Annotated in this window: 26 protein-coding genes and 4 pseudogenes; 14 read left to right on the top strand and 16 right to left on the bottom strand. The window is 72.3% G+C overall.

The features are described 5' to 3' along the window. The first annotated feature begins 324 nt into the window (after positions 1–324). Entirely contained in the window at positions 325–777 is a 453-nt protein-coding gene (locus tag ACIQKA_RS26605) for a YybH family protein (protein WP_402542605.1), read from the top strand. 378 nt (positions 778–1,155) lie between these two features. On the opposite strand, the gene ACIQKA_RS26600 is transcribed toward ACIQKA_RS26605, so the two are convergent. Continuing rightward, positions 1,156–2,175, bottom strand: a complete 1,020-nt coding sequence (locus tag ACIQKA_RS26600) for a hypothetical protein (protein WP_402542603.1) — start codon at positions 2,173–2,175, stop codon at positions 1,156–1,158. Between the two features lie 416 nt (positions 2,176–2,591). Between ACIQKA_RS26600 and ACIQKA_RS26595 the strand changes: the two genes are divergently transcribed. Then, the gene (locus tag ACIQKA_RS26595; RefSeq protein ID WP_391096444.1) at positions 2,592–3,662 is read left to right on the top strand and encodes a TerC/Alx family metal homeostasis membrane protein; all 1,071 of its coding nucleotides are present in this window, start codon (positions 2,592–2,594) and stop codon (positions 3,660–3,662) included. A 315-nt stretch (positions 3,663–3,977) separates the two neighbouring features. Here ACIQKA_RS26595 and ACIQKA_RS26590 read toward each other — a convergent pair whose 3' ends face one another. From ACIQKA_RS26590 to ACIQKA_RS26575, 4 genes and pseudogenes are all read right to left on the bottom strand, one after another. Beyond that, on the bottom strand, positions 3,978–4,526 hold the full coding sequence (locus ACIQKA_RS26590) for a TetR/AcrR family transcriptional regulator (RefSeq protein WP_383150454.1): 549 nt from the start codon (positions 4,524–4,526) through the stop codon (positions 3,978–3,980). 14 nt (positions 4,527–4,540) lie between these two features. Next, positions 4,541–5,122: a maltose acetyltransferase domain-containing protein gene (locus ACIQKA_RS26585; protein ID WP_391096424.1), complete on the bottom strand. Its 582-nt coding sequence runs from the start codon at positions 5,120–5,122 to the stop codon at positions 4,541–4,543. A 341-nt stretch (positions 5,123–5,463) separates the two neighbouring features. Then, the gene (locus tag ACIQKA_RS26580; RefSeq protein ID WP_390109567.1) at positions 5,464–5,688 is read right to left on the bottom strand and encodes an FAD-dependent monooxygenase; all 225 of its coding nucleotides are present in this window, start codon (positions 5,686–5,688) and stop codon (positions 5,464–5,466) included. A 178-nt stretch (positions 5,689–5,866) separates the two neighbouring features. Then, positions 5,867–5,929: pseudogene (locus ACIQKA_RS26575) on the bottom strand (hypothetical protein); the annotation flags it as partial. 200 nt (positions 5,930–6,129) lie between these two features. Here ACIQKA_RS26575 and ACIQKA_RS26570 point away from each other — a divergent pair. Continuing rightward, a complete protein-coding gene (locus ACIQKA_RS26570) occupies positions 6,130–6,684 on the top strand; it encodes a hypothetical protein (protein WP_383150448.1) in 555 nt (184 codons plus the stop codon). A gap of 11 nt (positions 6,685–6,695) precedes the next feature. On the opposite strand, the gene ACIQKA_RS26565 is transcribed toward ACIQKA_RS26570, so the two are convergent. Then, positions 6,696–7,076 (bottom strand): hypothetical protein, encoded by a 381-nt coding sequence (locus ACIQKA_RS26565; protein WP_402542601.1) that lies wholly within the window; start codon positions 7,074–7,076, stop codon positions 6,696–6,698. Between the two features lie 74 nt (positions 7,077–7,150). On the opposite strand from ACIQKA_RS26565, the gene ACIQKA_RS26560 reads away from it, so the two are divergent. Next, complete coding sequence (locus ACIQKA_RS26560) at positions 7,151–7,696, top strand: hypothetical protein (RefSeq protein ID WP_402542599.1); 546 nt, start codon at positions 7,151–7,153, stop codon at positions 7,694–7,696. Positions 7,697–7,773: 77 nt separating this feature from the next. On the opposite strand, the gene ACIQKA_RS26555 is transcribed toward ACIQKA_RS26560, so the two are convergent. After that, positions 7,774–8,265 carry a hypothetical protein gene (locus tag ACIQKA_RS26555; RefSeq protein WP_391096420.1) on the bottom strand — a complete coding sequence of 164 codons (492 nt, stop codon included), beginning with the start codon at positions 8,263–8,265 and terminating at the stop codon, positions 7,774–7,776. Between the two features lie 143 nt (positions 8,266–8,408). Between ACIQKA_RS26555 and ACIQKA_RS26550 the strand changes: the two are divergent. Beyond that, positions 8,409–9,077 (top strand): annotated as a pseudogene (locus ACIQKA_RS26550) (GlxA family transcriptional regulator); the annotation flags it as partial. 152 nt (positions 9,078–9,229) lie between these two features. Here the strand turns inward: ACIQKA_RS26550 and ACIQKA_RS26545 are convergent. The 3 genes from ACIQKA_RS26545 to ACIQKA_RS26535 form a co-directional block, all read right to left on the bottom strand. Then, positions 9,230–9,775, bottom strand: coding sequence for a DUF6193 family natural product biosynthesis protein (locus tag ACIQKA_RS26545; protein ID WP_402542598.1), 546 nt, complete (start codon positions 9,773–9,775; stop codon positions 9,230–9,232). Positions 9,776–9,990: 215 nt separating this feature from the next. Continuing rightward, on the bottom strand, positions 9,991–10,266 hold the full coding sequence (locus ACIQKA_RS26540) for a hypothetical protein (protein ID WP_383442126.1): 276 nt from the start codon (positions 10,264–10,266) through the stop codon (positions 9,991–9,993). Between the two features lie 60 nt (positions 10,267–10,326). Beyond that, entirely contained in the window at positions 10,327–10,485 is a 159-nt protein-coding gene (locus tag ACIQKA_RS26535; protein ID WP_402542596.1) for a hypothetical protein, read from the bottom strand. A gap of 183 nt (positions 10,486–10,668) precedes the next feature. Between ACIQKA_RS26535 and ACIQKA_RS26530 the strand changes: the two genes are divergently transcribed. The 4 genes from ACIQKA_RS26530 (at position 10,669) to ACIQKA_RS26515 (ending at position 13,031) form a co-directional block, all read left to right on the top strand. After that, entirely contained in the window at positions 10,669–10,971 is a 303-nt protein-coding gene (locus tag ACIQKA_RS26530; RefSeq protein WP_383150435.1) for an ArsR/SmtB family transcription factor, read from the top strand. Further along, complete coding sequence (locus ACIQKA_RS26525; RefSeq protein ID WP_383150433.1) at positions 10,968–11,360, top strand: VOC family protein; 393 nt, start codon at positions 10,968–10,970, stop codon at positions 11,358–11,360. The genes ACIQKA_RS26530 and ACIQKA_RS26525 overlap by 4 nt, the downstream gene beginning before the upstream one ends. Before the next feature lie 306 nt (positions 11,361–11,666). Beyond that, positions 11,667–12,098 carry a hypothetical protein gene (locus tag ACIQKA_RS26520; RefSeq protein ID WP_402542594.1) on the top strand — a complete coding sequence of 144 codons (432 nt, stop codon included), beginning with the start codon at positions 11,667–11,669 and terminating at the stop codon, positions 12,096–12,098. Positions 12,099–12,173: 75 nt separating this feature from the next. Beyond that, positions 12,174–13,031 (top strand): peptidase inhibitor family I36 protein, encoded by an 858-nt coding sequence (locus ACIQKA_RS26515; RefSeq protein WP_402542592.1) that lies wholly within the window; start codon positions 12,174–12,176, stop codon positions 13,029–13,031. Positions 13,032–13,258: 227 nt separating this feature from the next. On the opposite strand, the gene ACIQKA_RS26510 is transcribed toward ACIQKA_RS26515, so the two are convergent. Then, entirely contained in the window at positions 13,259–13,555 is a 297-nt protein-coding gene (locus tag ACIQKA_RS26510) for a hypothetical protein (protein ID WP_383150427.1), read from the bottom strand. Positions 13,556–14,021: 466 nt separating this feature from the next. Between ACIQKA_RS26510 and ACIQKA_RS26505 the strand changes: the two genes are divergently transcribed. Further along, positions 14,022–14,972, top strand: a complete 951-nt coding sequence (locus tag ACIQKA_RS26505; protein ID WP_402542591.1) for an aldo/keto reductase family oxidoreductase — start codon at positions 14,022–14,024, stop codon at positions 14,970–14,972. Between the two features lie 96 nt (positions 14,973–15,068). Beyond that, positions 15,069–15,938 (top strand): alpha/beta fold hydrolase, encoded by an 870-nt coding sequence (locus tag ACIQKA_RS26500; RefSeq protein ID WP_383150423.1) that lies wholly within the window; start codon positions 15,069–15,071, stop codon positions 15,936–15,938. 438 nt (positions 15,939–16,376) lie between these two features. Here the strand turns inward: ACIQKA_RS26500 and ACIQKA_RS26495 are convergent, their stop codons facing one another. Next, on the bottom strand, positions 16,377–17,345 hold the full coding sequence (locus ACIQKA_RS26495; RefSeq protein ID WP_383150421.1) for an NAD(P)H-quinone oxidoreductase: 969 nt from the start codon (positions 17,343–17,345) through the stop codon (positions 16,377–16,379). A gap of 264 nt (positions 17,346–17,609) precedes the next feature. Between ACIQKA_RS26495 and ACIQKA_RS26490 the strand changes: the two genes are divergently transcribed. Next, entirely contained in the window at positions 17,610–19,070 is a 1,461-nt protein-coding gene (locus tag ACIQKA_RS26490; protein WP_402542639.1) for a catalase, read from the top strand. A 264-nt stretch (positions 19,071–19,334) separates the two neighbouring features. On the opposite strand, the gene ACIQKA_RS26485 is transcribed toward ACIQKA_RS26490, so the two are convergent. Further along, positions 19,335–20,261, bottom strand: a complete 927-nt coding sequence (locus ACIQKA_RS26485) for a LysR family transcriptional regulator (RefSeq protein ID WP_383150419.1) — start codon at positions 20,259–20,261, stop codon at positions 19,335–19,337. 158 nt (positions 20,262–20,419) lie between these two features. Here ACIQKA_RS26485 and ACIQKA_RS26480 point away from each other — a divergent pair, with 158 nt between their 5' ends. Continuing rightward, a complete protein-coding gene (locus ACIQKA_RS26480) occupies positions 20,420–21,754 on the top strand; it encodes a D-arabinono-1,4-lactone oxidase (protein ID WP_402542590.1) in 1,335 nt (444 codons plus the stop codon). A 153-nt stretch (positions 21,755–21,907) separates the two neighbouring features. On the opposite strand, the pseudogene gabD2 reads toward ACIQKA_RS26480, so the two are convergent. Then, a pseudogene (gene gabD2, locus ACIQKA_RS26475) lies at positions 21,908–22,141 on the bottom strand (succinic semialdehyde dehydrogenase); the annotation flags it as partial. Beyond that, positions 22,130–22,380, bottom strand: a pseudogene (locus tag ACIQKA_RS26470) (aldehyde dehydrogenase family protein); the annotation flags it as partial. The pseudogenes ACIQKA_RS26470 and gabD2, both read right to left, overlap by 12 nt. Before the next feature lie 233 nt (positions 22,381–22,613). Between ACIQKA_RS26470 and ACIQKA_RS26465 the strand changes: the two are divergent. Next, a complete protein-coding gene (locus ACIQKA_RS26465) occupies positions 22,614–23,219 on the top strand; it encodes a WHG domain-containing protein (RefSeq protein ID WP_391096408.1) in 606 nt (201 codons plus the stop codon). A 265-nt stretch (positions 23,220–23,484) separates the two neighbouring features. Here the strand turns inward: ACIQKA_RS26465 and ACIQKA_RS26460 are convergent, their stop codons facing one another. Further along, positions 23,485–26,040: a collagenase gene (locus ACIQKA_RS26460; RefSeq protein ID WP_402542637.1), complete on the bottom strand. Its 2,556-nt coding sequence runs from the start codon at positions 26,038–26,040 to the stop codon at positions 23,485–23,487. Between the last annotated feature and the right edge of the window lie 235 nt (positions 26,041–26,275).

The raw sequence follows: 26,275 nt of genomic DNA, 5'->3' as shown, positions 1-26,275 counted from the left end.
GGTCTCCCGGCCGACCCGGCAGCGCGGCCGGGTTCGGCGGGGTCCGTCATGGACGGGGACGACCGCCATGTCGGATCGTACGACACGGGGTCCGGAGCGTACCGGCGGGCCCGCACGCGCATGACGGGGCGGCGCGCTCGGGGCGAGGACCGCCGGGCCCGAAGTCGTACACGCCGCTGGCCGCCCCGGCCGGTTCCTTGCCGTGCCGACGCGTCCTGCGACGCCGCACGGCCCCGGTCCCGGGGAGAACCCGCGATTCCGGGCAATGGCACCACGGGAACGCGTGCCTGATCGCACGGCCCGGACCGGAGGGACCGAGGAGCCATGGGGAACGACAGCGAGCAGATCCGGACACTCGTCGAACGGTGGGCCGGGGCGGTGCACCGGGGTCACCTCGACACGGTGGTGGAGGATCACTCCGAGGACATCGTGATGTTCGACGTTCCGCCGCCCTACGAGGGCGTGCGGGGCATCGACTCCTATCGGGAGGTCTGGCCGGCGTTCTTCGAGTGGCAGGCTCAGGGCGCCGTCTTCGACGTCGAGGAGCTGGAGGTCACCGCGGGCCGGGACGTCGCCTTCGCCCACGCGCTCGTGCGGTGCGGTACCGAGGAGGAGCTCGCGGCCCGCCCCGGTTTCCGGATGCGGCTCACTCTGGGCCTGCGCAAGGAGGCGGGCCGCTGGGTGGTCGCACACGAGCACCACTCCTTCCCGGACCTGAGCGGCTCCGCACCCCGGAGCGAGGGTGAGGCCGAGGGCGAGACGAAGGGGTCGGCCTGAGCCGGGGGCCGTGGACGTGGCGCTCCGGGCTCATCGAGGGTGCCGGTGAGGCAGAGCACGGGATCGGGGAGGAACCGGGGGATCGGGGAGGAACCGGCCGCCGTCCCGCACGCCGTCGGCCGGGCCGACGGCGTTGGTCTCGGCCTCCACCGACTCGGCCGGGCTCCGGCCGACCGGGCGGAGGACGAACGTGAGGCGCCCGCCTTCCCCTGTGCCGTTCCGGTTCTCGGCCGCCTTGGACCCCAGGTCTGGCGGCACGGGCCTCCTGCACCGCTCGCACCTCAGCCGGACCCTGGACCACCTCTTCCGCTCCGTGCTCGTGCCGACGCGCCGGCGGCACGGAGGGCACGGCAGCGGACCCGTCTTCCGTGCCGCCGCTCAGGCACGGGAGACCCGGATCACCCGGTACTCGGGCCGGTGGACGGTGTTGTACGAGACGGTGGACCGGATCCCCAGGTCGACCGGCTGGCCCTCCTGGACGTTCTCCTCGGTCACGGTGTAGGTCAGGGGGATGTAGTCCGGATCGCCGGCGTGGGCCGCGTTGATCGCGTCGATGTTGTTGACGAGCGTCTGCCCGAACCCCTGGGTGGGCTCGTTGTCGGTCAGCACGGAGGCGTGGCTCGACGGCCCCATCACGTGCTCCAGACAGCTGGCGAGGTCGTGGGGCGGCGCCAGGTGGACCCAGGGGCCCGGGTGCGGCACGAAGATGTCGGTGTGCGACCGGTGGTGGCCGAACTCGGTGATGGAATCCCTGTTCGCCACCACCGACCCGGCGGCGAGCCCGTTCCTCAGCGAGATGCTGTCGAGGATCCCCTGCGCCACACCCGTCATGTCCGGGTCGTAGGCCGACACACCACCCATGCGGTCACCCGCGAGACCGACCAGGAAGTGGGCCTCCTGCGGGGTGATGACGTTGATCGCTCCGGTGACGGCGTTCCGCGACATCGTCATCGCCTGGTCCTGCGTCAGGAACTGGTCGTCGTCCGCCGCCAGTGCCGCCAGCCGGTCCACCACCTCCTCGGGAACGCCCCGGCCCTCGTAATACGCGCGAGCCTGCGCCTCGTTCTCCAGGAACAGCTCCTCGGCCGCGCCGTTGTCCACGGAGTCATAGACGAGCCGCTGGATCTGCGGCCCCCCGGGAGCCGCGGCGGACCGCTGTACGTCCTGCTGGTGCCCGCACCCGGCACCGTGCCGGTGCTGCTCCTCCCCCTGCGCCTGACGCTGGGCGGGGGGCTGGGCGTACGCGTGTCCGCTCCGCTGGAGCATGCGCAGCACGGCGGCGTTCCCCATCGAGCGCTGGAGGCCGAGGATGCCGGCCCGGCTGGAGGGAACGGGCGTCCGGGGAGCCGGGGCGTGCCTGTCGACGGCCCGGTCGGCGGGACGTTCATACTGGGTCAACGGGGTGATTCCTTCCACGAAGCGGCACCGCCCATGGAACGTGCCCGTCGCCGCCCCCGCCAGCTACGGCGGGGCAGTCCTTCGGGCAAACCTCCCGGCCCTTCCGGCCCTTCCGTCCCCGCCGGACCGCCCGCCCGCCTCTGAGCCTGTCCTAGGGGCCGCGTGACAGGCGCCGCAGGTGGTCGGCGGACGGCGCCCGGGGCAGGATCTCGCAGGCCGTCCGAGCCGACGCCGACAGCGAGGTCCGCCTCGTCCGCGCGCCGTGGCTCGGTATCGGGCTCGTCCGGGTCGAGGTGTTCAGGCCTGATCACTGCGGGAGCTTTCACCGGCTCCGCATGCTCTTGGGGGCGTAATGCCGGACACTCCTGTTATAGGACCCGCGTTGTTTCGCACAGTCCGACGTGAGGGTGTTCGGCGTGCTTGATGTCCCGTTCTGGTTGTGGGGGGCATTCGCCGCGACGGTGGTGGTGTCGCTGGCGGTGGACCTGCTGGCCCATCGCACCGCGCACGTCATCGGTTTCAAGGAGGCGGCCGCGTGGAGCGGCCTGTGGGTGGGCCTCGCGCTGATTTTCGGCGCGGTCGTCTTCCTCGTTCTGGGGACGACGGCGGGGACCGAGTACACGACGGCCTGGCTGTTGGAGAAGAGCCTGTCGGTCGACAACCTGTTCGTCTTCGCCGTGATCTTCGCGTATTTCAAGGTGCCCCGGGCCTATCAGCACCGCGTGCTGTTCTTCGGCGTCATCGGCGCGCTCGTCTTCCGCGGGATCTTCCTCTCCCTCGGCGTGGCCGTGGTCAGCCGTTTCACCGCGGTGCTGTTCGCTTTCGCCGCGGTGCTCTTCTACAGCGCCTACAAGCTCCTCAAGGACGAGGAGGAGAACTTCGACCCGGGCAAGAGCTTCGCCGTGCGGATGCTCCGCAAGATCGTCCCGGTGCGGGACGAGTACGCCGGGGCGAAGTTCTTCGTCAGGGAAGCGGGCAGGCGGGTGGCGACTCCGCTGCTCGCGGTGGTCGCCGCGATCGAGGCCGCCGACCTGATCTTCGCCGTCGACAGCGTTCCGGCCGTCCTCGCGGTCAGCGACGACGCGTTCATCGTCTACACCAGCAACGCGTTCGCCATCCTCGGTCTGCGAGCCCTGTATTTCATGCTCGCCGGGCTCCTGGACCGTTTCCACTACCTGAGCAAGGGCCTGGCGGTCATCCTCGCCTTCATCGGCGTCAAACTCATCCTCCAGGCGTCCCACAAGATGATCAGCTCCGACATCCCGGAAATCCCCTCCCCCGTCAGCCTCGCCGTCATCGTCGTCGTGCTGACGGGTTCCGTGGTGCTCAGCATCAAAAAGCCCGCTCCCGCGGACACCGCGGAACAAGCCGGCGAAAGGTCGGCCGCTCCCCCACACCCGCGGCAGCCCGACTCGCCGCCCGTGGCGGATGATCCCGATCCCCCTGCCGGCCGGCCGGGCCGGGATCCCCGACCTCCCCAGCCATAGTAAAAAGCCAGAAAACTTTCCCGCTCACCCCTCCCGGCCTACAGTAAAGACATGGTCAAAAGGAAGCTCGAAACCGAAGCGTACGAGTGTCCGGCCTGCAAGCAGTCCGTGCCCGTCGTACTGCACCGCCACAAGAACCTCGGCGTATTCGTCCCCGTAGCGGGACCGGGCGCATGCCGGAACCGTGACTGTCCCGACTACCGGCTGGACCCCAAACACAAACACCCCCCGGCCCGGCATTGATCCGAATCTTCTGCGCAGCCGGGGCGCTCGACCTGCACGGCCTGTCCGATTCCCCGGTGGCTCACCGGGCTGTCATGAATGGGTGGTGGTGATGCGCCTGACGGCTTCGCTCGTGAGCCGTCGGTCGTGCGGTGCGGTGTCGAGGGCGCGGTGAAGGGCGAGCCCTTCGACGAGCGCGTCGAGCTGACGGGCCGTGTCGGCGTCGAAGTGGCGTTCCAGGAGCTCCCGGCTGCGGATCATCCACTTCCGGGTCAGCTCCCGGTACTCCGGGCGCCGGGCCGCGAGGGTGTAGAGCTCGTGGGTGAGGATCAGGTCGCGCCGCGGCCCCTCGGAGAGTTCGTGGATGAGATCGGTGACCGCTTCGCGTGCCCGCTCGGGGCTGTCGGCCGCGTTCAGGCGCCGCTCGAAGAGATCGGCGACGTGGTCGGCGAAGCGGGTGAAGGCTTCGCGGAGCAGTTCGTCGATGCCGTGGAAGTGGTAGGTCATCGACCCCAGGGGCACACCGGCGCGGGCGGCGACCTTGCGGTGGGAGACGCCTGCGACGCCTTCGTCGGCGATGTGGTCCAGTACTGCGGCGAGGATGCGCTCGCGGCGCTGCGGATCGGCGTGTCCGGTGCCCATGGGAGCCGGGGACCTCAAAGGTCCCGGACGGGCCGGGCGGGGCTGCCGACCGCGACGACGTTCGCGGGGACGTCCTTGGTGACGACCGATCCGGCGCCGATGACGCTGTTGTCGGCGATGCTCACGCCGGGGCAGACGATGACGCCTCCGCCGAGCCAGACGTTGTTCCCGATGCTGATGGGAAGCGCGGCTTCCAGCTTGTCGCGCCGGGGCTGCGGCTCCAGGGGGTGGGTGGGGGTGAGGAGCTGGACGTTCGGGCCGATCTGGCAGTCCTCGCCGATGGTGATCGCCGCCACGTCCAGCGCGGTCAGGTTGTAGTTGACGAAGGTCCGCGCTCCGACGGAGATGTTGCTGCCGTAGTCCACGTACAGCGGCGGCCGCACCTCGATCTCCTCGCCCGCGGAGCCGAGCAGTTCGCCGAGGAGGGACCGGGCCGCGCCGGGGTCGTCCAGGAACGCGGTCCGGTAGCGCTCGGCGAGCCGCATGGCGCGCCGCTGCCTCTCCGCGATCTCGGGGTCGTCGGCGATGTAGAGATCGCCCGCGAGCATCCGCTCCAGGTTGGTGCGCGGGTCGTCGGCGAAGTGGTCCGTCTGCATGCGTACGATCGTACGCTCCGGAAGGTACGTTCGTACGCTCCGGTCGCCGGAGAGGCCGGAGCGGCCCTGCTGGGCACAGGTCACCGGGACGCCTCCCGGTACCCGGACCGACGGGCTCGTCGGCCCGGGTACCGGGCGAGCCACCGCCCCCCTCGGCCTCGGTCTCGTCCGCGTCCTCCGCCACCCAGGCCGCGCATCCGTCGGGCCGTACCAGGACGGTCGTTCGCCCGGTACCCCACGGTCAGCTGCTCCTCATGGGCAACGTGGCCTTCGTGCGTCCCGGGCGCGGCCGGCCGTGGCCGACTTCCGGCTCGGGCCGACGGCGTCCTGGAGGCCCGTGTTCATGCACGGCCGGCCGGGGAGCGGATGTGGGCAGTGCCCCCGGCGCGGAAGACCCGTCCGACCCGGTGGTGCGGCGCCTGGCGCTCGTCGGTGTGGAAACGGGAGAGCCAGCGGGCCTCGTGCACGCCGTGGTCGGAGCCCAGGGCACGGCGGGTGACGTCCCTGACCCCGTCGAGGTCGACCGGGGCGTCGTCGGGGACCTCGTCGCGACGGTTCCAGCCCATGACCCGGTACCGGCCGTCGCGGAAGGAGGCGATCTTCGCGAAGGCGTCGCCGCGGGCGTTGACGGCGGGGACCCCTTCGGGCCTCTCCGCCGACCGGACGTCGGCGAGGATCAGCGACTCGACGGCGGAGGGGCCCGGGGAAGCCCGGGCCGATCGCCTGCCGCACGGCGCTCCGGCGGCCGTCGGCTCCGACGACGTAGGCCGCACGACGGGTGACGACCGCCCCGTCCGCGCCGCGCACGTCGAGGTCGCCCCCTCCGCCGTTGCCGCCCCGACCCCTTCGGCGCGCCGCAGTACGACGGCGGCAGGACGATCCCGCGCGGACGTGCGCGACGCACCCGTCCGGGTGTCCTCCGTCCGGGCCGTTCGCGGGAGGAGTCCGGCACGTACGGGAAGGGCTGGTGGAACATCCGAGTGCCACCGTCGTCGAGGAGTCCGCGCATGGCCCGCACGCTCGCCCTGGTCCTGGCCGGCGCCACCGCGCTCGCCGTGGCGCCCGCCGTCGCCGGACCCGAGCCCGGCAGGGCGGCTGCGGACAAGGCGGTCGCCTACCGGGCGACCGCCGCGTACCAGCACCACGCGAACGGTGTGCGGGCCGGCTACAAGCCCGACCAGTACTGCGTCTTCGACCGGGCGGGCGGCACGGGCGCGCTCGGCTACCCGCACTTCAACCACGCCTACGACAACTCGACGGACCCGGCGAAGCCCACCGCCCTCCTCTACGAGGACGACGGCAAGGGCGGCAAGCGTCTCGTGGGCGTGCAGTGGACCGTCCACGACCGCGACCAGAACCTGAAGACGGACGACGACCGGCCGAGCATGTTCGGGGTGCCCTTCAAAGGTCCCAACCGCGGCAACTTCCCCGGTCAGCCCGTCCACTACACCTTGCACCTGTGGCTGTGGAAGAAGAACCCCGCCGGACAGTTCACCACGTACAACCCCGCGGTCACCTGCCTTCCCGGGACGACCCGCCCGCAACCGCAGCCGTCTTCCTGACGCCCGCCGCGTCACCGCGACCGGCCGGACCGTTCTCGTCCTCCGCCCGCGTCGTCGGGCAACAGGTCGAAGTCGCCGCCGTCGAACAGTTCCTCGGCCCCGGCGACGAAGGCCGCGGGCGCTTCGTGCGCGTAGCCGCATGCGTGGACCTCGCTCTCTGCCCCGCAGCGGAAGTACGGGCCGCCCAAGGCGACTCGTGCCGGCATGGGCTTGCCCGCTCTGCCGCCCGTCACCGTCTGACAGGTGTGCTCCCCCACCTCCCGCTCGACGGGGACGGGAACGGCCCCGGGAATGCTGTCGCAGCGCACCAGATCGGGCGTGTGGTGGCCGTGGACGGCGTTGGCGGCACCGGGTGGCGGCGACGGGTGCAGGACGCCCGCCGGTTCCGGCACCGGCTTCACGATCTTCTGGGGCAGCTCCGGTCCCTGGTGGACGGGGCGTGACCCTGATGGGTGATCATCATGCGATGGATACGGGTACGTGGCCGGTGCTTCCGGACGTGGAGCGGGATCAGTGGGACTACCTCCCCGGGCGGACCCTGGGGCCTCTGCGCATGGACACGCACCGGGAAGAGGTCGTCGCGGCCCTGGCCGTGCACGGCTTCACCGCCCGCCCCGGCGGGTACGGCCCGGGGTGGAAAACCGTGTGCTTCGCCAAGGATGACGCCCCCACGAGCCAGGCGCCGGTGGAGTGCTACTTCCACGCGGACGGAGAGCTGGCCTACGTCCACGTCGACGGACGGCTCGGCCCCCAGGTGACCTGCGAGGGAATCCGACTCATCGGCCGCGTGCCGTCGCAGCTCGCGCGGGAAATGGAAGCCCACGCGATCGAGTACGACACCGGTCTGCGGTTCAGTCCCAGCGGCGACGTCTCCTGCGACCGCTTCCAGCTCGAGATCGGCGCCCAGCGCGCCGGCGACCACATCGTCACAGCAGCCGTGTTCTTCGTCGCCGGCGAGGACCACTCCGTCGCGCGCGACAACGCGCCCGAAGCGGTCTGGTGGCGGTGGTAGACGACAGGTGATGCCGGTGATCACCGGCTCGGCGTGAACCGCGAAGCCCCGGTGGCGCGGAGGCCTGCGCCAGATGGTCACACCCCCGTGGTGGAGCCGGGGCGGACGACCATCAGGACGGTGACGGTGGCCCACAGCAGGTTGAAGACGCCGGTGAGCATGGCGAGCCGGCCGGGTTGCGGGGAGGTCGGCGCCGATGCCGTGGGAAGGCCCGCCACCTCGGCCAGGGCGCGGTCCTGGCCGGGCAGGATGAACAGGGCCAGGACGCAAGCGGCGAGCGCGGTCAGCAGGATCGAGGTGATCAGCCAGGCGTCGCCGAGGACGCCGAGGCCACTGGCCGTGACGAAGCCGAAGAGGGGTACGGCCGTGCCGATGCCCGCGTAGACCCGGCAGATGCGGTGCAGTGTACGCAGGGTCGTCCGGGCGTCACTGACACCGGAACCGCCACCGGCACCGGCATGGCCGAGGGCGCGGCGCAGCGTCGCGGGGAACATGCTCGCGGCGACGGTGACGGGGCCGACGGTGATGATGGCGGCCAGGACGTGCAGGGACAGGAAGAGCTTGTTCACGCCTGGCACCCCGGGACGGTTCGGCGCTCGCCGGTGACCTTCGAGGACGGAAGACGTCCGGCCTTGGAGGTGCCCCGGAGGGTACCGCCGTCGACCGTCACGTCGAGTCGCACGGGCTTGGCGATGGACTGCTTCCAGGCGGGGCGGTCGCCGTCGGAGGGACCCGGATCGCCTCCCTCTGCACCGGCACCTTCCCCCTGGCCTCCACCGGACTCCTCGACGGGCTGCGCGCCACGACCCACTGGCAGGCGGCCGGGCTGCTGGCCGCCCTCCATCCGGACGTCGACGTCGACCCGGACGTCCTCTACGTCGACAACGGCCAGTTCCTCACCTCGGCCGGCGCGGCCGCGGGCCTGGACCTGTGCCTGCACATGATCCGCCGGGACTACGGCTCGGCGGTCGCCGCCGACGCCGCCCGGCTGTCCGTGATGCCGCTCGAACGCGAGGGCGGCCAGGCGCAGTTCATCGTCCACGACCACGTCCCCACGCCCCAGGGCTCCGAACTGGAGGCGTTGCTCACCTGGTTGCGGGAGAACCTGGCCCGCGACCTCACCCTGGCCGACATCGCCGCGCGGTCCGGGACCAGCACCAGGACCCTGATCCGGCGGTTCCGCGACCAGACCGGCACCACCCCGCTCCAGTGGCTCCACCGGGCCCGCGTCCGCCAGGCACAGCACCTGCTGGAAACCACGGACCACTCCGTGGAGCACATCGGCGACCAGGTCGGCTTCGGCTCTCCCACCACGTTCCGCGACCGCTTCAAACGCACCACCGGCGTCAGCCCGCGGACCTACCGACGCGCCTTCGGCTGAACCGGCGGCTCGGACCCGATCGGTCGCGGCGGGTCGGGATCGAAGACCGACCTGGTCGCGGAGCGCGACGGACTGCCGGTATCCCCGTTCGCCCACGGTGCGAACACGCGCGACGCCCCGGGCCTCGGGCCGCTTCCTCCACGGTCCGAGCCTCAGCTCGCCGGTCCGGTCCCCTCCGGGAGGGCGGCGACCACGACGGCGACGGCTTCCTCCGGCGTCTCGGTGCGCGCGATCACCCCGCCCCGTCCCCGCACCCCGTACAGCCCCTCGTCGTACGGGCGGACGGCGTATCCGACCCCCGTCTTCCAGGGCTCCTCGACGCGGGTGGAGAACCAGAGGGCGAAGTGGCTGTTGACCGGCATCAGCCGGCGGAGCACCGGCCGGGCGTACGCCGCCGCCAGCAACGCGTGGGGGCGCGTGCGCCCGTCGTGCAGCGGCATGTGGAGGCGGTCGAGCTTGATGCGCCACGTCAGCTCGACGGCGTCGAACGGCTCCCGCTCGTGGACGAGGGCCCAGGGCCTGAACCGGACGAACGGGGCGCGTGCCCCGGTCTCCTCAAGACCCGCGCCGCCCGTCCAGGCCGCCGTCGCCCTGACCACCTCGGCCAGGTCCGCGGTCCGTCCACCGGCCAGGGGCGTGCCGTCGTCCTGGAGGTGCACCCGGAAAGTCCGGCGGTCCTCGCCGGGCGGGTACACCACGACCCGCCGACCGCTCCTCGCGTCGACGTACTCCGCGAGGCGGCCCCGCTCCCTGTCCGACCCGGGCAGGTCGAGCCCGAGCCCCCCTCGGCCGTACGGCCCAGTGCGGCCCTCAGGACCCCGCCCTCGTCCCAGCCGCCCCCGCCAAGCCCCGCTCCGAAGTCCATCACACCAGTGTCGCCGAACCACCCGGCCCGATGACCGCCGCTTTCCGATCACCGGATCGCTTCTCCGGCCGTACCGTCGACCGGCCCGCAGACAGCGCCGTTGTCGGCGTCCCGGAGGGCGAAGCGGGGCGGGCGGTGGCCGATCGCCCTCGCCTCCGCCGTACGCCGGCAACCCCTCGCCCGCTGCCGGGCACCGCCGTCCCGGTCGACGGCGTAGAGCCGGTGCGGGGTCCACGGGACTCCGGTGGCGGTGATGTCGGCCGGCAGGGCCGTGCCGGGCGCCGGCCCGTCGTCCTCCCACACCGACCAGTCCCCGTTCGCCACGGCGGCGTGCGGGTCCCCGGTCAGTTCCCGCCGTCACGGCCGCCCGTCGCGGTCGAGGAGTCACAGGTGCTGCCGGTACGACGCCGGGGACCCCACCGCCAGGGCGCGGGCGGGGCCGGGGGCGTTCATGCCGTGCCATCGGCTCCAGCCGTCGCGCGGGCCGCCGGCCTGCTGGGCGGCCTGCCGGTGCCCGGGGTCGGGCGACAGTGGCTTCTCCACCAGGGGTGCCGTTACCGGGTTCGCGCCGGCCCCGCCCGCGTCACCCGCCTCCCGCGCCTCCGGATCGTCCCGCTCGCCCCGCTCGCCTGACGAGCCTTGAGACCAGTCACCGACGGACGGTCTTCTCCGCGGGACGTCGCCCCCGACTTGATAGGCAAGCGAACACTTGCCTATCCTGTGGTGGTGGCCGACGACCTTTTCAAAGCCTTGGCCGACCCCACCCGCCGAACCATCCTCGACGTACTCGCGGAGAAGTCCGGGCAGACGCTGTTCGAGATCTGCTCACGACTGAGCGTGAAGCACCGGCTCGGCATCTCGCGCCAGGCCGTCTCCCAGCACCTCGCCGTACTGGAGACCGCCGGGCTCGTCGAGACCAGGCGGGAGGGTCGCTACAAGTTCCACGACCTGGACACGACCCCGCTGCGGCGGATCGCCGAGCGGTGGCCCGCACCCGAAGCCTCAGGACCGGAGAAGAGCACTCCATGAAGATCCACCTGACCAGCATCTTCGTCGACGACCAGGCGAAGGCCCTGGACTTCTACACCGAGATCCTCGGCTTCGTGAAGAAGCACGACGTCCCGCTGGGAGGCGGGGCCCGGTGGCTGACCGTCGTCTCGTCCGACGAGCCCGGCGGCACCGAGCTCCTCCTGGAGCCCGCCGGCCACCCGGCCGTCAAGCCCTACCGCGACGCGCTCGCCATGGACGGCATCCCGCTCGCCCAGTTCGCCGTCGACGACGTGAAGGCGGAGTACGCGCGCCTGAGCGACCTCGGCGTCCGCTTCACCCAGGAGCCCCTGGAAGCGGGCCCCGTCACCACCGCCGTCTTCGACGACACCTGCGGCAACCTGATCCAGATCGCGACGCAGCCCCAGTAGGCGATCGGCCCCGTACGGCGGCCGTGGCGACGGTCAGGGTGGCCGTCGCCAGCTTCCGACCGAACGGGACGGCGAGGGAAGGGAGTTCACGCCGTGGAGACCGCGGGTCCCGGTCGTGAACCCGTCCAGCAGGAGCCTCGTCCTTCCGTACCGCGGGGATTCCTTGATCAGCCTGCTCCCTGAGCGCTCGCGAAGGGCCCACCCTTCGCACGGCACCCGACCGGTTCCCGTGGTTCGATACGAAGGTTGAGGGTTCAAGGGCTATCGTTCCGCCCGACGAGACACCGGGTCCAGGGGGGAATTGCCATGGCTGCGCTCAAGCGCTGCGTCGTCTGCCATCTGCCGGTGAGCAAGAAGAAGCTCACCACCGTCAACGGCCTCAAGCCGGCCCACCGGGCCTGCCGCCCCGCCCCCGGCCCCGACACCAGCACCGTCACGGTCACTTTCACCGGCATCCGTGGCGGCACCGGATCTCCCTCTCCCTTCGCCGGTCTGCCCCAGGCGCCGAAGCAGAAGCAGATGAGCCGTGCCAAGCTGCTGAAGCGGATCGAAGAACTGCGGCAGCGCGACGAGGAGAAGAAGGCCCGGGCGGCGAAGGCGCAGCCCCGTCCCCGTGTCAGGACCAAGGCCGCGTCCCCGCGCAGCGGCACCCCGGCGGCCGGATCCCAGCCGTACTACGGCGTTGAGATGAAGTCCGTGAACGGCCGGTGGGTGCAGATGCACCCGGAGTCCGAGTAGCGCCCACGATCACGGACACGCGGCGACCGCCTGTCCCCGCTCCGCGTCACGGCCCGGGACCACGGAACCCACGTGGTGACCGCCCGCAACGTCCTCGGCCTCCTCCTGGGACTCACTTCGCTCGGTCTGCTCGGCTCCGGCGCGGCGCCCGCGCAGGCTGCGGTGAGCGACTGCCCCACGGGCTACTTCTGCGCCTGGGGGGGGGACGGCGAAGGCACGGGCGCGATGTTCAAGACGCGGTCGAGCAGGGCGACGCTGGGCACGTGGGACGACAAGTTCCGCATGATCATGAACCGGACGTCACCATTCGCCTGCACCTTCGAGGAGCCGAACTACGAGGACTCCGCCGGGCGGTACGGGAACGACGGCCGCACCACCACCATCACCGGCAAGTCCGTCGGCTCGGTGGAGATCGTCCCCACGATCCGGGAGTGCGCCGACAACGCCTGCCCCCACTGGCTCACGGAGACCTCTCCCGAGCCCACGGGATTCGGCGACATGAACAACGACCGGAGGTCGGACGTCCTCGTCCGCGATCTGGTCGGACGCCCGTGGTTCCTGCCGGGCGACGGCAGTGGGCGGCTGATCGGCACGGGCGGCTGGAACGTCTTCAACGCCATGGTCCGGCACGGCGACTTCAGCCGCGACGGACGCGAGGACGTGATCACCCGCGAGCAGGCCACCGGCAGGCTGTGGCTCTATCCGGGCAAGGTCGGCGCGTTCGGTTCGCGAGTCCTGGTCGGCAGCGGCGGCTGGAACGGCATGACGTCGCTCATGGCCAACGGCGACTGGTCGGGCGACGGGCGACCGGACCTCCTCGCCACGGAGCGCGACTCCGGCTTGCTGTACCAGTACCCGGGCACGGGCAGGGGCGGTCTCGGAGCGGGCGACTGGCTCGGCGGCAGCCGGGACGATCTGAACGGCGCCTTCTGAGCGTGGAAAAGGGCCTCCGCCTCCGGGCGGAGGCCCGTTCGCCCGGACGGTCGCGGACCGTCCGCGGAGGGGCTGGTGGGCGGGTGGTGGACTGCGGCTGCTGCCGGACGAGGCGGAGGCCGGGCCGAGGCCGACGGGTCCGGTGGCGTGGGCGTGGGCGGCACCGAGCCGGTCCGTGCCTGGCCCCGCGGCGCCGCGCGGTGCGGTCCGGCGCCGCGGGGGTCGGGTCACTGGTTGACGGTGAGGATGATGTTGGTGATGTGCGACTGCGCCGGGCAGCTGGAGTAGATGCTGCCGGGCCCGTTGCCGTACGAGGTGTGTGCCGCCCAGAAGTAGCACTGCACCGTCAGGCTCCAGCTCCCGCTGCCCGTCTTGCACGTTCCCCACGCGGTGTTCGCGTTGTTGTAGCCCTTGCTGCAGTTGCCGACCGCCGCCGAAGCCGGGGTCGCCAGGGTGACCGGTGTCACGGCGGCCACGGCCAGCGCCAGCGCGGCGGCCACCCGCGATCCCTTGAACGCACGCATGAGACCTCCCCATTCGGTTCACCGCCGGGATGGCGGCCCACGAACTATGGCGCGCCGCCCTCACGCCGCACAGGGCGCACGAGGCCGACGCGGGGGTACGCGCGGCCGGCACCGCCCGTCGGTTCCGGGCAGGACCGGCTGGTCGCACGGCGGACCCTCGGGCGCACGCGCCACGGTCGGGTGGAGGGGGCACGGACCCCGTACGGCACAGCGGCACGTCCCCACGCACGGGCCGGGTGCCCGTGCGCCCCCTCTGCTCCGGCCGTACGGCCCCCTGCCGACCGCCGCGCTCATGGACGTCATCGGGGGTACGGCCAAGGCCGGGCCGCCGGAAGGGCAGGCGGCGGCGTCGGGAGCGTTCGTCCACGGCCGGACCGGCGTGCCTCGTCCCGCTGACATAATCCGGTCATGAGCGGGGGCCGGTCGATCGGTCCCGGTAGTCGACCGCCCGCAGGAGGGTGCATCCGTGACCGCACACGAGACGACCGACCGCCTCCTCCTCGGCTGCATGGGCCTGGGCGGCAGCTGGGACACCTCCCCGTACGCCCCCGCGGACATCGACGCCGCGGAGGCCGCGATCGAAGCCGCCCTGGAGAGCGGGATCACCGGGTTCGACCACGCCGACATCTACCGGCACGGAAAGGCCGAGGCGGTCTTCGGCGAGGTCCTGAGCCGTTCGCCGGGGCTGCGCGAGCGGATCACCCTCCAGTCGAAGTGCGGCATCCAACTCGCCGACGGAGACCGGCCCGGCTTGTACGACCTGCGCGGCACGACCATCGTCCGGAAGGTCGAGGAGAGCCTCGCCCGGCTGCGCACCGACCACCTCGACATGCTCCTGCTGCACCGCCCGGACCCGCTCGCCGACCCCGCCGACGTCGGGGCCGCCCTGGAGTCCCTCCACCGGCAGGGGCTGGTGCGGCGCTTCGGCGTGTCCAACATGAACGCGCCGCAGATGGCCCGTCTCCAAGCACATCTCGGCCTGCCGCTGGCGGCCAACCAGCTGGAGATGAGCCTGCTGCGACGTGACTGGCTGGAGGGCGACGTCCTCGTCAACACACCGGCCTCCACCGCGAACGGCTTCCCCACGGGCACGGTCGAGCACTGCCTGGCCCACGGCATCGCCCTCCAGGCCTGGGGCCCACTGGCCCAGGGCCGCTACAGCGGACGGCCGCAGACCGAGGAGGACCGGGCCACCGCCGCCCTCGTCGCCGAGCTCGCCGAGGCCAAGGGCACGACGCCGGAGACGATCGTCCTGTGGTGGCTCCAGCGCCACCCGGCTCGTACCGTCCCCGTCGTCGGCACGACCAACCCGGATCGCATCCGCGCCTGCCGCGACGCCGCGGCCACGGCGCCCGGACTGACCCACGAGGAGTGGTACGGCCTCTGGATCACGGCCCGCGGGGCGGCCCTGCCGTAGGGGCGTTCCGCCCCGGACGGCCGCGCGCCGGACGGCCCTCCAAAAGTTCCCCCGCACCACCGATGAGTTTCCGGAGCGGCACCGGTCTGCACGGGCATGAGAACTCACACACTGGAGACGGCCGGCGCGGACCTGGTCTACGACGTTCGCGGGCCGCTGCCGACCGCGGACGGACGACCGCCGTTGTTCATGATCGGGCAGCCCATGGACGCCGGCGGCTTCGCCGCGCTCGCCGCGCGCTTCCCCGAGCGGACCGTGGTCACCTACGACCCGCGCGGACTCGGACGCAGCACCCGCAAGGACGGGCGGGACGACCACACGCCGCAGGTCCAGGCCGACGACGTGCACGCCGTCATCGAGGCCCTCGGGGCCGGACCGGTCGAGATGTTCGCCAGCAGCGGCGGAGCCGTCACCGCGCTCGCGGTCGTGGCGGCCCGTCCCGCGGACGTGACCACTCTGGTCGCGCACGAGCCGCCGCTCATCACCCTCACGCCGGACGGCCCGGCGGCCGTGCGGGCGCGGGCCGAGGTGCGGGACGCCTACGAACGGCGCGGCTGGGGGGCCGGGATGGCCGCGTTCGTGGCCATGACGTCGTGGGAGGGAGAGTTCACCGACGCGTACTTCGCGCAGCCGCAGCCCGATCCCGCCGCGTTCGGGATGCCCACGGAGGACGACGGCTCGCGCGACGATCCGCTGCTGTCCGACCGGTCGTGGGCGGTCAGCGGCTACCGGCCGGACGTCGACGCGCTCGCCGCCGCGCCGACCCGCATCGTGATCGCCGTGGGCGAGGAGTCCGTGAACGTGCAGACGGGACGCACTTCCGTCGCGACCGCCGAGCTGCTCGGGCAACGGGTGACCGTGTTCCCGAGCCACCACGGCGGTTTCTGCGACGGGGAGTTCGGATACCCGGGGAAGCCGGACGAGTTCGCGCACCGGCTGCGCCAGGTCCTCGACGGTACTTCGTGAGCCGGCCCCCGACCCGGTAGTTCCCTCGGTGCCGGGTGCTTCGCCCCCGGGCGTCATGAGAGCCCGGTGCGCACGACCGTGCGGGCACCTGGGGCCTCCCGGCGCATGTGCCGCCACCCCCACCCGCTCCGCAGCCCTTCCCGTGCGGGTGCGGGTGGCGGCGTCCGGTGCGCTCGGCGGCCGGCACTCCGTCGTTCCGCTCCGGCGCCGGGTCGACCAGGCGGTACCGCATGTCGGCGTCCAGCAGGACGAACCCGACCGGCGCCTGCGACACCGACTGTTCCGAGAGCGCCGGCCGGACCGCCGCGACGGGCACGGCTTCGTCCGTACGCACTCCGCCGGTACGGCCTCCGCCGATGCGGGCCCCGTCAGTGCGGGCTTCCGTACGGGCGCCGCCCGGAACCCGCGGGGCGGGCCCTCCGCCGCGCGTTCGCCGCCTCACGCGTTCTCGTCGTTCACGAGCAGGATCTTGCCGAGGTGCCCGCCGGCCTCCATCAGGCGGTGGCCTTCGGCGGCCTCGGCCATCGGGAGGGTCCGGTCGACGATCGGCTTCACGACGCCGCTCTCGATCATGGGCCAGACGTTCTCCCGGACCCGGGCCACGATCTCGGCCTTGTCCTCCTTGGAACGCGTCCGCAGGGTGGTGCCGTGCACCGAGGCCCGCTTGAAGACGATCTCGGCGAGGTCGAGCCGTCCCTCCAGGCCCTTCTGGAGGCCGATGACGACCAGGCGCCCGTCCGCCGCCAGCGAGCGGACGTTGCGCTCCAGGTAGTCGCCGCCGACGACGTCGAGGATCACGTCGTAGGGGCCGTGCCCGGCGAAGTCCTCGGTGCGGTAGTCGATCGCCGCGTCGGCGCCCAGCCCACGGGCCCGGGCCGCCTTCTCCGGGCCGCCCACCGTAGTCACGACGCGGGCGCCCAGCGCCTTGGCGACCTGGATCGCCGTCGTGCCGACACCGCCGGCGCCGCCGTGCACCAGAAGGGTCTCGCCCGCCTTCAGGCCCGCGGTCATGACGAGGTTGGACCACACCGTGGCGGTGACCTCGGGGAGGCCCGCCGCCTCCACCAGACCCACACCCCGGGGAACCGTCAGGAGCTGACCGGCGGGAACGGCGACCTTCTGCGCGTAACCGCCGCCCGTCAGCAGGGCGCAGACCTCGTCCCCCGCCTTCCAGCCCGTGACTCCCTCGCCGACCGCGCCGATGCGCCCGGAGACCTCAAGCCCCGGATACGGCGACCAGCCGGGCCGCAGTGGGTAGAGCCCCCGGCGCTGCATGACGTCCGCCCTGTTCAGAGCGCTGGCCACCACCTCCACGACCACCTCGCCGGGACCGGGCGCCGGGTCCTCGACCTCGACCCACTCCAGAACCTCGGGACCACCGTGCTCCTTGATCGACACAGCCTTCACGACAACTCCGTTCCACCGCTTCCACCACCGGAACGGGAACTCGCGCGTCCGGGGAAGGCACGGCTTCCGTCCCGGGGACGGCGATCCGGTCGGGCCGGATCACCGCGAGCCCCATGTATGCACCACTGACATTACTCGAGAGAAGTGAGCGGCGCAAACATCACCGTCTCCTGTTCCCGCCCGCCCGGAGCGGTGAGTTTCGGGTAGCGGCTTCTGCCGAGAAGGATGAGCGTGGGCATGCGCGACGACGAAAGGCAGACCGCGATGACCGAGATCCGACCGGCGACGACGACCGACTCCGGGGCCCCGGTGGAGAGCGACGAACACTCGCTCACCGCGGGTCCGGGCGGGCCCGTCCTCCTCCAGGACGCCTATCTGATCGAGCAGATGGCGCAGTTCAACCGGGAGCGGATCCCCGAGCGCCAACCGCACGCCAAGGGCAGCGGCGCGTTCGGGCACTTCGAGGTCACCCACGACGTCAGCCGGTACACCAGGGCGGCGCTGTTCCAGCCGGGGACCCGCACCGACCTCGTCGCCCGTTTCTCCACCGTGGCCGGAGAGCGGGGCAGCCCGGACACGTGGCGGGACCCCCGGGGCTTCGCGGTGAAGTTCTACACGTCCGAGGGCAACTACGACATGGTCGGCAACAACACGCCGGTCTTCTTCGTGAAGGACCCGATGAAGTTCCAGCACTTCATCCGGTCCCAGAAGCGCCGGGCCGACAACAACCTGCGCGACCACGACATGCAGTGGGACTTCTGGACCCTCTCGCCCGAGTCCGCGCACCAGGTGACCTGGCTGATGGGCGACCGGGGCGTCCCGCGCACCTGGCGCCACATGAACGGGTACACCTCCCACACGTACATGTGGATCAACGCGTCCGGCGAGCGGTTCTGGGTGAAGTACCACTTCAAGACCGACCAGGGCATCGAGTTCTTCACCCAGGACGAGGCCGACCGGATGGCGGGCGCCGACTCGGACTTCCACGTGCGGGACCTGTTCGAGCACATCCGGGACGGGGACTTCCCGTCGTGGACGCTGCACGTGCAGGTCATGCCGTACGAGGACGCGGCGACGTACCGGTTCAACCCGTTCGACCTCACCAAGGTGTGGCCGCACGGCGACTACCCGCTCATCCCGGTGGGCCGCATGACGCTGGACCGCAACCCCACCGACAACCACGCCGAGATCGAGCAGGCCGCCTTCCAGCCGAACAACTTCGTCCCCGGCATCGGCCCCAGCCCGGACCGGATGCTGCTGGGCCGGCTCTTCTCGTACGCGGACGCCCACCGCGCCCGCATCGGCACCAACTACCAGCAGCTGCCGGTGAACGCGCCCGTCGTCGACGTCCACACCTACTCCAAGGACGGCGCGATGGCCTACCGGAAGACGTCCGATCCGGTCTACGCGCCGAACTCCAAGGGCGGACCCGCCGCCGACACCGAGCGGTACGGCAGCCCGCCGAGCTGGGCCGTCGACGGCGAGATCACCCGGACGGCCTACGTCTCGCACCCGGAGGACGACGACTGGGGGCAGCCGGGCACGCTCGTGCGCGAGGTCCTCGACGACGCGGCGCGCGACCGCCTCGTGGACAACGTCGTCGGCCACCTCCTCGACGGGGTGAGCGAACCGGTCCTGGAGCGCGCCTTCACGTACTGGAGGAACATCGACGCGACGCTCGGCGACCGCATCGCCGAGGGAGTCCGCGCCGGGCAGAAGTCGTAGAACCTCCCGGAAGGGAGCCGTGCGACCGGGCGGACGGAGTCCGGGCCCGCCGGGACGAGGACGTACGACCGCGCGACGAGCGCTTCGATGCCGCTGGTGGGCCTGGAAAGGGCCACCAGCGGCATCGTGCCGTACGGCGGCCCGGGGCCCGGCGGGCGCCGGTTCACCGCCGCCGGACCTGCGGACGCCGGGCACGGAGCCCCCGCGTCCGCGCCATGGCCTTCCCCGCGCCTCCCTCACGGAGGGCCCCGAGGGCGAGCGCGGTCAGTCGGTCCGGGAGGCGCCCTGGATCGTGCGGAGGATCTCCGTCTCGCGGTCGCGGACCGTCACCGCCGCGTCGACGAACGAGGCGACGAGCGGGTTCGGGCGGCCGGAGCGACGGGCCACGGCGACGACCGAGCCCGGGTGGTCGTCGATCGGCACGTACCGGACTCCGGGATGGGGCGAGTAGCGGCGGGCCGCCGCCGGGGTGACGCCGCAGGCCATTCCGGCGGCGACGACCTCCACCTCCTCGCTCTGGGAGTGCGTCTCGACGAGTTCTCGCGCGCGGCCGCCGGCGCGGTGCCCGGCCAGGGTCCAGAAGTCGCGCCAGACGCCGTCGTCCGTGCGGCCGATGGCGATCGGTTCATCGAGGAGTTCCGCCACGCGGACGCCGTCGCGGCGGCTCATGGGGTGGGCCGTGCTCACCCCGACGACGCAGGGCTCGGTGAACAGCGGGGTGACCACGAGGCCGTGGGTGGAGCTGGGCAGCCTGACGAACGCGACGTCGGTGTCGGCTCCGGCCAGACCGGCGGACGGGTCGGCGAAGCCGAACTCGTGGAGCTCGACTCGGGCGTCGGGGTGGCGCCCGGTGAACTCGGCCAGGATGTGCGTGGTCAGTTCGAGTGCGGCGCCGACGACGAAGCCCACCCTCAGCGTGCCCCGTTCGCCCCGGCCCGCCCTCCGCGCTTCCGCCACGCCCTGGTCGAAGCGGGCGAGCACCTCGCGGGCGGCCGTCAGGAACACCTCCCCCGCCGGGGTGAGCTCCACCGTGCGGGAGGTGCGGTGCAGCAGCGGCGTCCCGAGTTCGGCCTCCAGCCGGGAGATCTGCTTGCTCAGCGACTGCTGGGCGACGAAGAGCCTCGCCGCGGCCCGGGTGAAGTGCAGCTCCTCGGCCAGCGCGACGAAGGCACGCAGTCCGCGCAGATTCATATCCACAATCTCGGGATTGTAGATCGTGCCGAGATTGGTGTTTCACCTCACACCCGGCTCGCCGCCACCATGAGCCATCCGTGAGGACGCCCGGTGGGCGCGCCCGGAACACAGGAACGGCCCCGGCCCCGACGGCCCGAGACGCAGGAGGTCATGGGATGAGGAAGAGCACTCCCCCGGCAGGCACCTGGACCAACTGGGCGGGTGACGAGTCCTGCGCGCCCCGCGAGGTCCTGCGGCCGGGCTCGGTGGACGAGGTCGCCGCCGCGACCGGGCGGGCGGCCTCGGAGGGCCGGACCGTCCGCGTCGTCGGAGCCGGCCACTCCTTCAACGACCAGGTCTGCACGGACGGCCTGCTGCTGAACCTGGACCGGCTCGGCGGCCTGCGGCACGTCGACGCCGAGGCGGGGCTCGTCACGGTCGGCGCGGGCACCCGGCTGGCCGATCTGAACCTCCGGCTCGCGCAGCACGGCCTCGCCCTGCCCAATCTCGGGGACATCGACCGGCAGAGCGTCGCCGGCGCGATGTCCACGGGCACGCACGGGACGGGCCGGAAACTGGGCAACCTCGCCACCCAGATCGAGGCCCTCGACCTCGTTCTCGCCGACGGCACCACGCTGACCTGCAACGACGCCGATCCCGAGGTGTTGCGGGCGGCCCGCGTGAGCCTCGGGGCGCTCGGCGTGATCACCGGCTACACCCTGCGCGTCGTACCGGCGTTCGCGCTGCGGGCCGAGACCAGGACGATGCCGCTCGCCCGGACGCTCGACCGGCTTGACGAGCTCGTCGACGGCAACGACCACTTCGAGTTCTTCGTGCTCCCCCATACCGAAGCCGCCCTGGTGAAGCTGAACAACCGCACCGACGAGGCCGTCCGGCCGCCGCACGAGGCGGCGAAGAGGATCACCGAGTTCGCCGAGAACGGCGTCTTCGAAGCGGCCTGCCGGGCGGGCCGCCGCTTCCCGTCCCGGATCCCGGCCCTGAACCGGGCCGTCACCCGGCTCATGACCCCTTCCGCGTACGTCGACCGGAGCGACCGGGTCTTCGCCAGCAGGCGTTCGGTCCGGTTCACGGAGATGGAGTGGGCCGTGCCGCGCGCCGCCTGCGCCGAGGTCCTCCGGGAGATCCTGCGGGTGATCGAGCGCGAGCGCCTGGACGTCGGGTTCCCGATCGAGGTGCGGTTCGTGGCCCCGGACGAGCTGTCCCACCTCAGCCCGGCCTACGGGCGCGAGACCGCGTACCTCGCCGTCCACATGTACCGGGGCATGCCGTGGGAGCCGTACTTCCGGGGCGTCCAGGACATCGCCCTGGCGTTCGGGGGCCGGCCGCATTGGGGCAAGCGGCACTTGATGGAGGCGGACGGCCTCGCCGCCCGCTACCCCGCGTGGGACCGGTTCCAGGCGGTCCGCTCGCGGCTCGATCCGCGGGGCACCTTCACCAACGCCCACCTGCGCCGGGTGCTCGGCCCCGTGGGGGCGCCCGCCCGGTCGTGATCAGGCCGTTCGTGATCCGTGAAGCCGGACTCCGCGAGTCCGTGCGTGGCGGGCGCGGCGGGCCGATCTGCTGACCGGTCTCGGTGAACCCGCGCCGGGCGGGCCGGAAGCCGGGCCGGTGCACGGCCCTGAGCACGTCGAGGCCGCGTCCGCTCAGCGCATGCCGACCTTTTTCATCACCCGGAGCGCGGTGCCGAGGAGGGCGGTCCAGGTTTCGGGGCTGACGCGGGCCGGCGGGTGGAAGCCCTGGAGCCGCTGGTGGGCGACGGTCTGGGGTTCGGTGTACTTGAGGATGCCGTCGGCCCCGTGGCGGCGGCCGAGACCGGAGTCGCCCATGCCGCCCATGGGGGCGTCGACGCTTCCCCGGGCCGCGGCGAAGTTCTCGTTGCGGGTCTCGCCGTTCTCGGCCTGCATCAGGTCCGGGGCCTGGTTCTGCCGGGCGAGCACCAGGTCGTGGTAGCGCAGCAGGACCTTCTTGGGCTCGGCGATCGGGGTGGCGCCCAGGTCTTCTGCGCGGTGCGGGCGCGGGCGAACGCGGCCTCGACGTCCTCGGGGGTGGAGACGGGCAGGTCGGCCGGCGGGGCGCCGGTGCAGGGGGCGGTGGTGGTGACCCGGGCGGCGTTCGGGCAGGGCGGGCACCCGCTCGCCGGGGAGCCGGCCGCCGCCGGCCGCGTCCCCCTCCACGACCGCTTCGGCGAGCCGGTCGACCGGCACCCGGCCGGAGCGGAGGAGTGGGGTGAGAACGGCTCGCCGGGCATCCCGTTTCCCTCTCCCCCGCGCATCACTTAAGATGTATGCACCATTTACATCAGGGCCGCGAGCGAGCAGTATACATCGCTCGGGAGAGTGAGTGCGACGCATGTCACGGAACAGCACGTACCATCACGGCGATCTGCGGGCCGCCTGTCTGCGGGCCGCCCGGGAGCTCCTGGAGGAGGACGGCAGCGCGGGTCTGTCGCTGCGCGCGGTCGCCCGGCGCGCCGGGGTGTCGGCGACGGCCCCCTACCGCCACTACGCGGATCGCGAGGCGCTCGTCTCCGCGGTCGCCGCCGAGGGGTACCGCGAGCTCGCCGAGGACCTGACGGCGGCCCGTCCCGCCCCGTCGACGCCGGACGACCTGGCCGCCGTGGCCGTGGCCTACGTCCGGTTCGCCCTGGAGCACCCGGCTCTCTTCAGGGCGATGTTCGCCGAGCCCTGCGACCCGACGAGCGAGGAGCGGGTCGCCGCGACCGCCGCCATCTCCGCGTACGTCCACGGCGTCGTCCGGGACGCCTTCCCCGGCGTCGGCGACCCCGACGCCCTGGCGACCACGGTGTGGGCCCTCGTCCACGGCCTGGCCTTCCTGCACCTCGACGGCAAGCTCGACACCTCCACGCCCGAGGCCGTCGCCGATCGGGTCCGGGCCTCCGTGTTCGCCCTGTTCGCCGTCGCCCCCGCGATCCGGAAGACGATCACGGCCGGCTGACGCACGGGGCCGGAGGCGCTCCGCGCCGGCACGGCAGGGCGGCGGCCCCACCGGTGGGTGAGCGTCCTCCCGGGGCGCGGACGGCTCAGCAGGTGCGTGGGGTTCGGCGCGCGGCCGGTGAACCGGACGGCCTCGGGGGCGGGGCCCGGGAGGCCGTCCACGTGCCGCTCCGGCCGGACCCTTCGGAACCCGCCCGTGGAGAGGGACGCGCCGACGCCCCGGGGCCGGTGGTTCCGGCCCCGGGGCGGTGCGGTGCGGTCCGGGATCAGTAGGCGGTCGTGACGGCGGCTCCGGTGAAGCCCTCTGCGGCGTGGAGGCTGATGAAGTGGTGGCCCGCGCGCGGGTTGGTGATCGTCAGGGTGTGCTCGTTGCCGGGGCCGGTGGCGCGGCTGACGTACGAGGACGTGGTGGCCCAGTTGTAGTCGCTGTAGTAGAGGTCGGCGTTGCCGGTGCCGCCGCTGGCGGTGATCTTCAGCTGGGTGGTCCCGGCCGGGATGTCCAGGTAGAGGTAGGCGTAGTTGCCGGTGGTGGCGGAGAGGTTGCCGCGCCGGCAGTTCTTGCCCAGGGTGCGGACGTCCGCGCCGGTGCACTCGGCGACGGCGGGCGGGCCGGTGACGGTGACCGACCGGGTGGTGGTGGCGGTGGCGCCCTTGTCGTCGGTCACGGTGAGGCGGACGGTGTAGGTGCCGGCGGCGGTGTACGTCCTGCTGGGGTCGGTCCGGGTGGACGTGGTGCCGTCGCCGAAGTCCCAGGCGCGGGAGACGACGGTGCCGTCGGCGTCGGAGGAGCGGTCGGTGAGGGTGACCGTCAGGCCCTGGACCGCCGCGGTGAAGTCGGCGGTGGGGGGCTTGTTGCCGGGTGCCGTGCCGCCGCCGCAGTCACCGGCGGCGCAGCCCGCGAGCCAGGTGCGGAAGTCGGCGTCGTAGCGGGTGCCTATGGTGGAGGTCAGATGGGTCCGGGCCGCGCTCCACCGGCCGGCGCGGTAGTGGCCGAGCACCGTGTCCATGTCCTGGGGGTGCTTCTCCAGCATGTACCGCACGGCGAGGTAGCCCCAGCGGTAGACCCGCGTGGTGCCGTGGCTGTAGTCCGTGGAGAAGAGGGTGCTCAGGGAGTACGTGCCGAGGCCCGCCTCGGTCATCGCCGCCGTGTAGGGCAGGTTCCGGTAGGAGTACGAGACGTACTCGGCGAAGCCCTCCACCCACCAGACGGTGGGGGTGCTCATGTTGGCGGTGAAGTCGCCGTACATGGTGAAGCGGCCGTCGAGGTAGTGGGTGTACTCGTGGTTGAGGTTCCAGATCTGGAACTCGGGGCGCAGCCACTCGGCCTCGTAGGCGATGAACCGGGGCTGGTTGCCGGCGGCGGCGGGGTCGCCCTCCAGGTACATGCCGCCGTTGTCGGTGTCGATGCCGTACATCGCGCCGGCGTAGGTCTGGTAGTCGGTGCTGGAGTCGTAGGCGACGACTTCGAGGGTGGTGTTGTTGTCGTCGGCGACCGGGCCGTTGTCCCGTGCGACCCGGTGGAAGTACTCGTCCTGCTTCAGGAGGCTGGCGCAGCCGGCGCTCAGCTCGGCGGGGGTCATCTGCTGGGCGAGGATGCGCAGGCTCGGGCTACAGGTGTGGCGGATCGGGAGGACCGCGCTCTTGAGGCGTTCCTGGAGGTCACAGGTGCCGTAGGAGGCGCAGTTCGCCCGGTCGTAGTAGTCGACCATCTCCGCGACGCCGACCCACAGGGGCGCGGTGCGTCCCGTGATGGAGCTCTGTCCGAGCAGGCCCGCGGCCAGCGGCCGGACCTTGCTCCGCAGACCGGCGTACTGGGTGAACCGGGCCAGTTCGCGGCCCGCGTTGGAGGTCAGGTACGCCCGGTCGGTGCCCAGCAGGGCCATGTGGTCGGCGGCGAAGCGGTACAGCGTGTCGACGAGGCTCGGGTCCGCCTGGACGGCGCTGACGAACTCGGGCACCTGGTGGCCGCGGAAGGTCACCGTGTACACGTTGTTGACCGCGTTGAGCATCGACCAGGACGCGTTCCAGGTGGAGTCGTAGTCCGTGAGGAGCCGCTTGACGACGTGGATGTACCGGGCGTTCTCCTGGGCGCTGTCGATCAGGGTGACGGCCTCGGCCAGCGTCTGGCCGTTGGCTTCGGTGACGTCGCGGGAGCGGGGGCTCGCGAAGAAGGCGTCGAGGCCGGAACGGATCGCGGTCCTCAGGGTGCTGCCGTAGTCGCCGACGGTGTCCGGGTTGTACCACTGCACGTAGTAGCCGGCGCGCAGGTAGAGCACGAGCTGCGGGATTCCGGTGCTCGCGTCGCCCGGGTAGTTCGCGGAGCCGTCGCGGAGCGCCTGGGCGACGGTCGTCATCTGGGACTCGCGGAACGCCAGCCGGGCGTTGTCGCCGGTCAGGTTGAACAGGGTGTTGACGCAGTCGATGGTGGACGCCTTGATCTGGCGGACCAGTTCGCCTCCGGTGCGTCCGGTGAAGTCGGCCGGGTCGCACGCCGCACCGGCGGTGGCGGCCCGTGCGGGCGCCTTCGCCGACGCGGCGGGTTCCGGCTCGGTGCCGTGGTGGTCGTACGCCTGCCGGAGCGGTGACTTGTCGGCGCTCAGCGGGGGCAGCTGGGACGCGGGCAGCCGGCCCTTGGACGTGTGTCCGGCGTCCCGGTCGGACGACAGCCGCGCCTGGGGCGCGGGGTCGGCCGATGCGCCGGGGTGGTGCGACGGCTGGGCCGCGTTCGGCACCACGGGGGCGGCCGGCAGGGCCTGGGCGGGCTGTGCGAGCAGCCCGGCGCCCAGGACTCCGGCGAGGGCCAGGGGCAGTACGGCGCCCACGCCTCGGCGGACGAGTGTGGTTCTCACGTGGTGTTCCTCCCGTGGGGGATCGGGGCACGCGGTCGCGTGACCGAGGGGGACGAACAGGTCGCGGGCCGGGGGGATCTCGTGCCGGGCGACGGGCGCGGTGCGGTCCGGCGACCGGAACTGGCATGTCCACAACCTGTGCCATGTAAAATTGCACAGTTGACACGTCACACGGAAGGCGTGTGAGCCAATTCGTTACAACTCCCGG

The sequence above is a fragment of the Streptomyces sp. NPDC092045 genome (genome assembly GCF_044756005.1).
GTDB lineage: Bacteria > Actinomycetota > Actinomycetes > Streptomycetales > Streptomycetaceae > Streptomyces.
The sequence above is the reverse complement of the archived record's forward strand: the minus strand, read 5'-3'. Positions and strand labels throughout refer to the sequence as shown.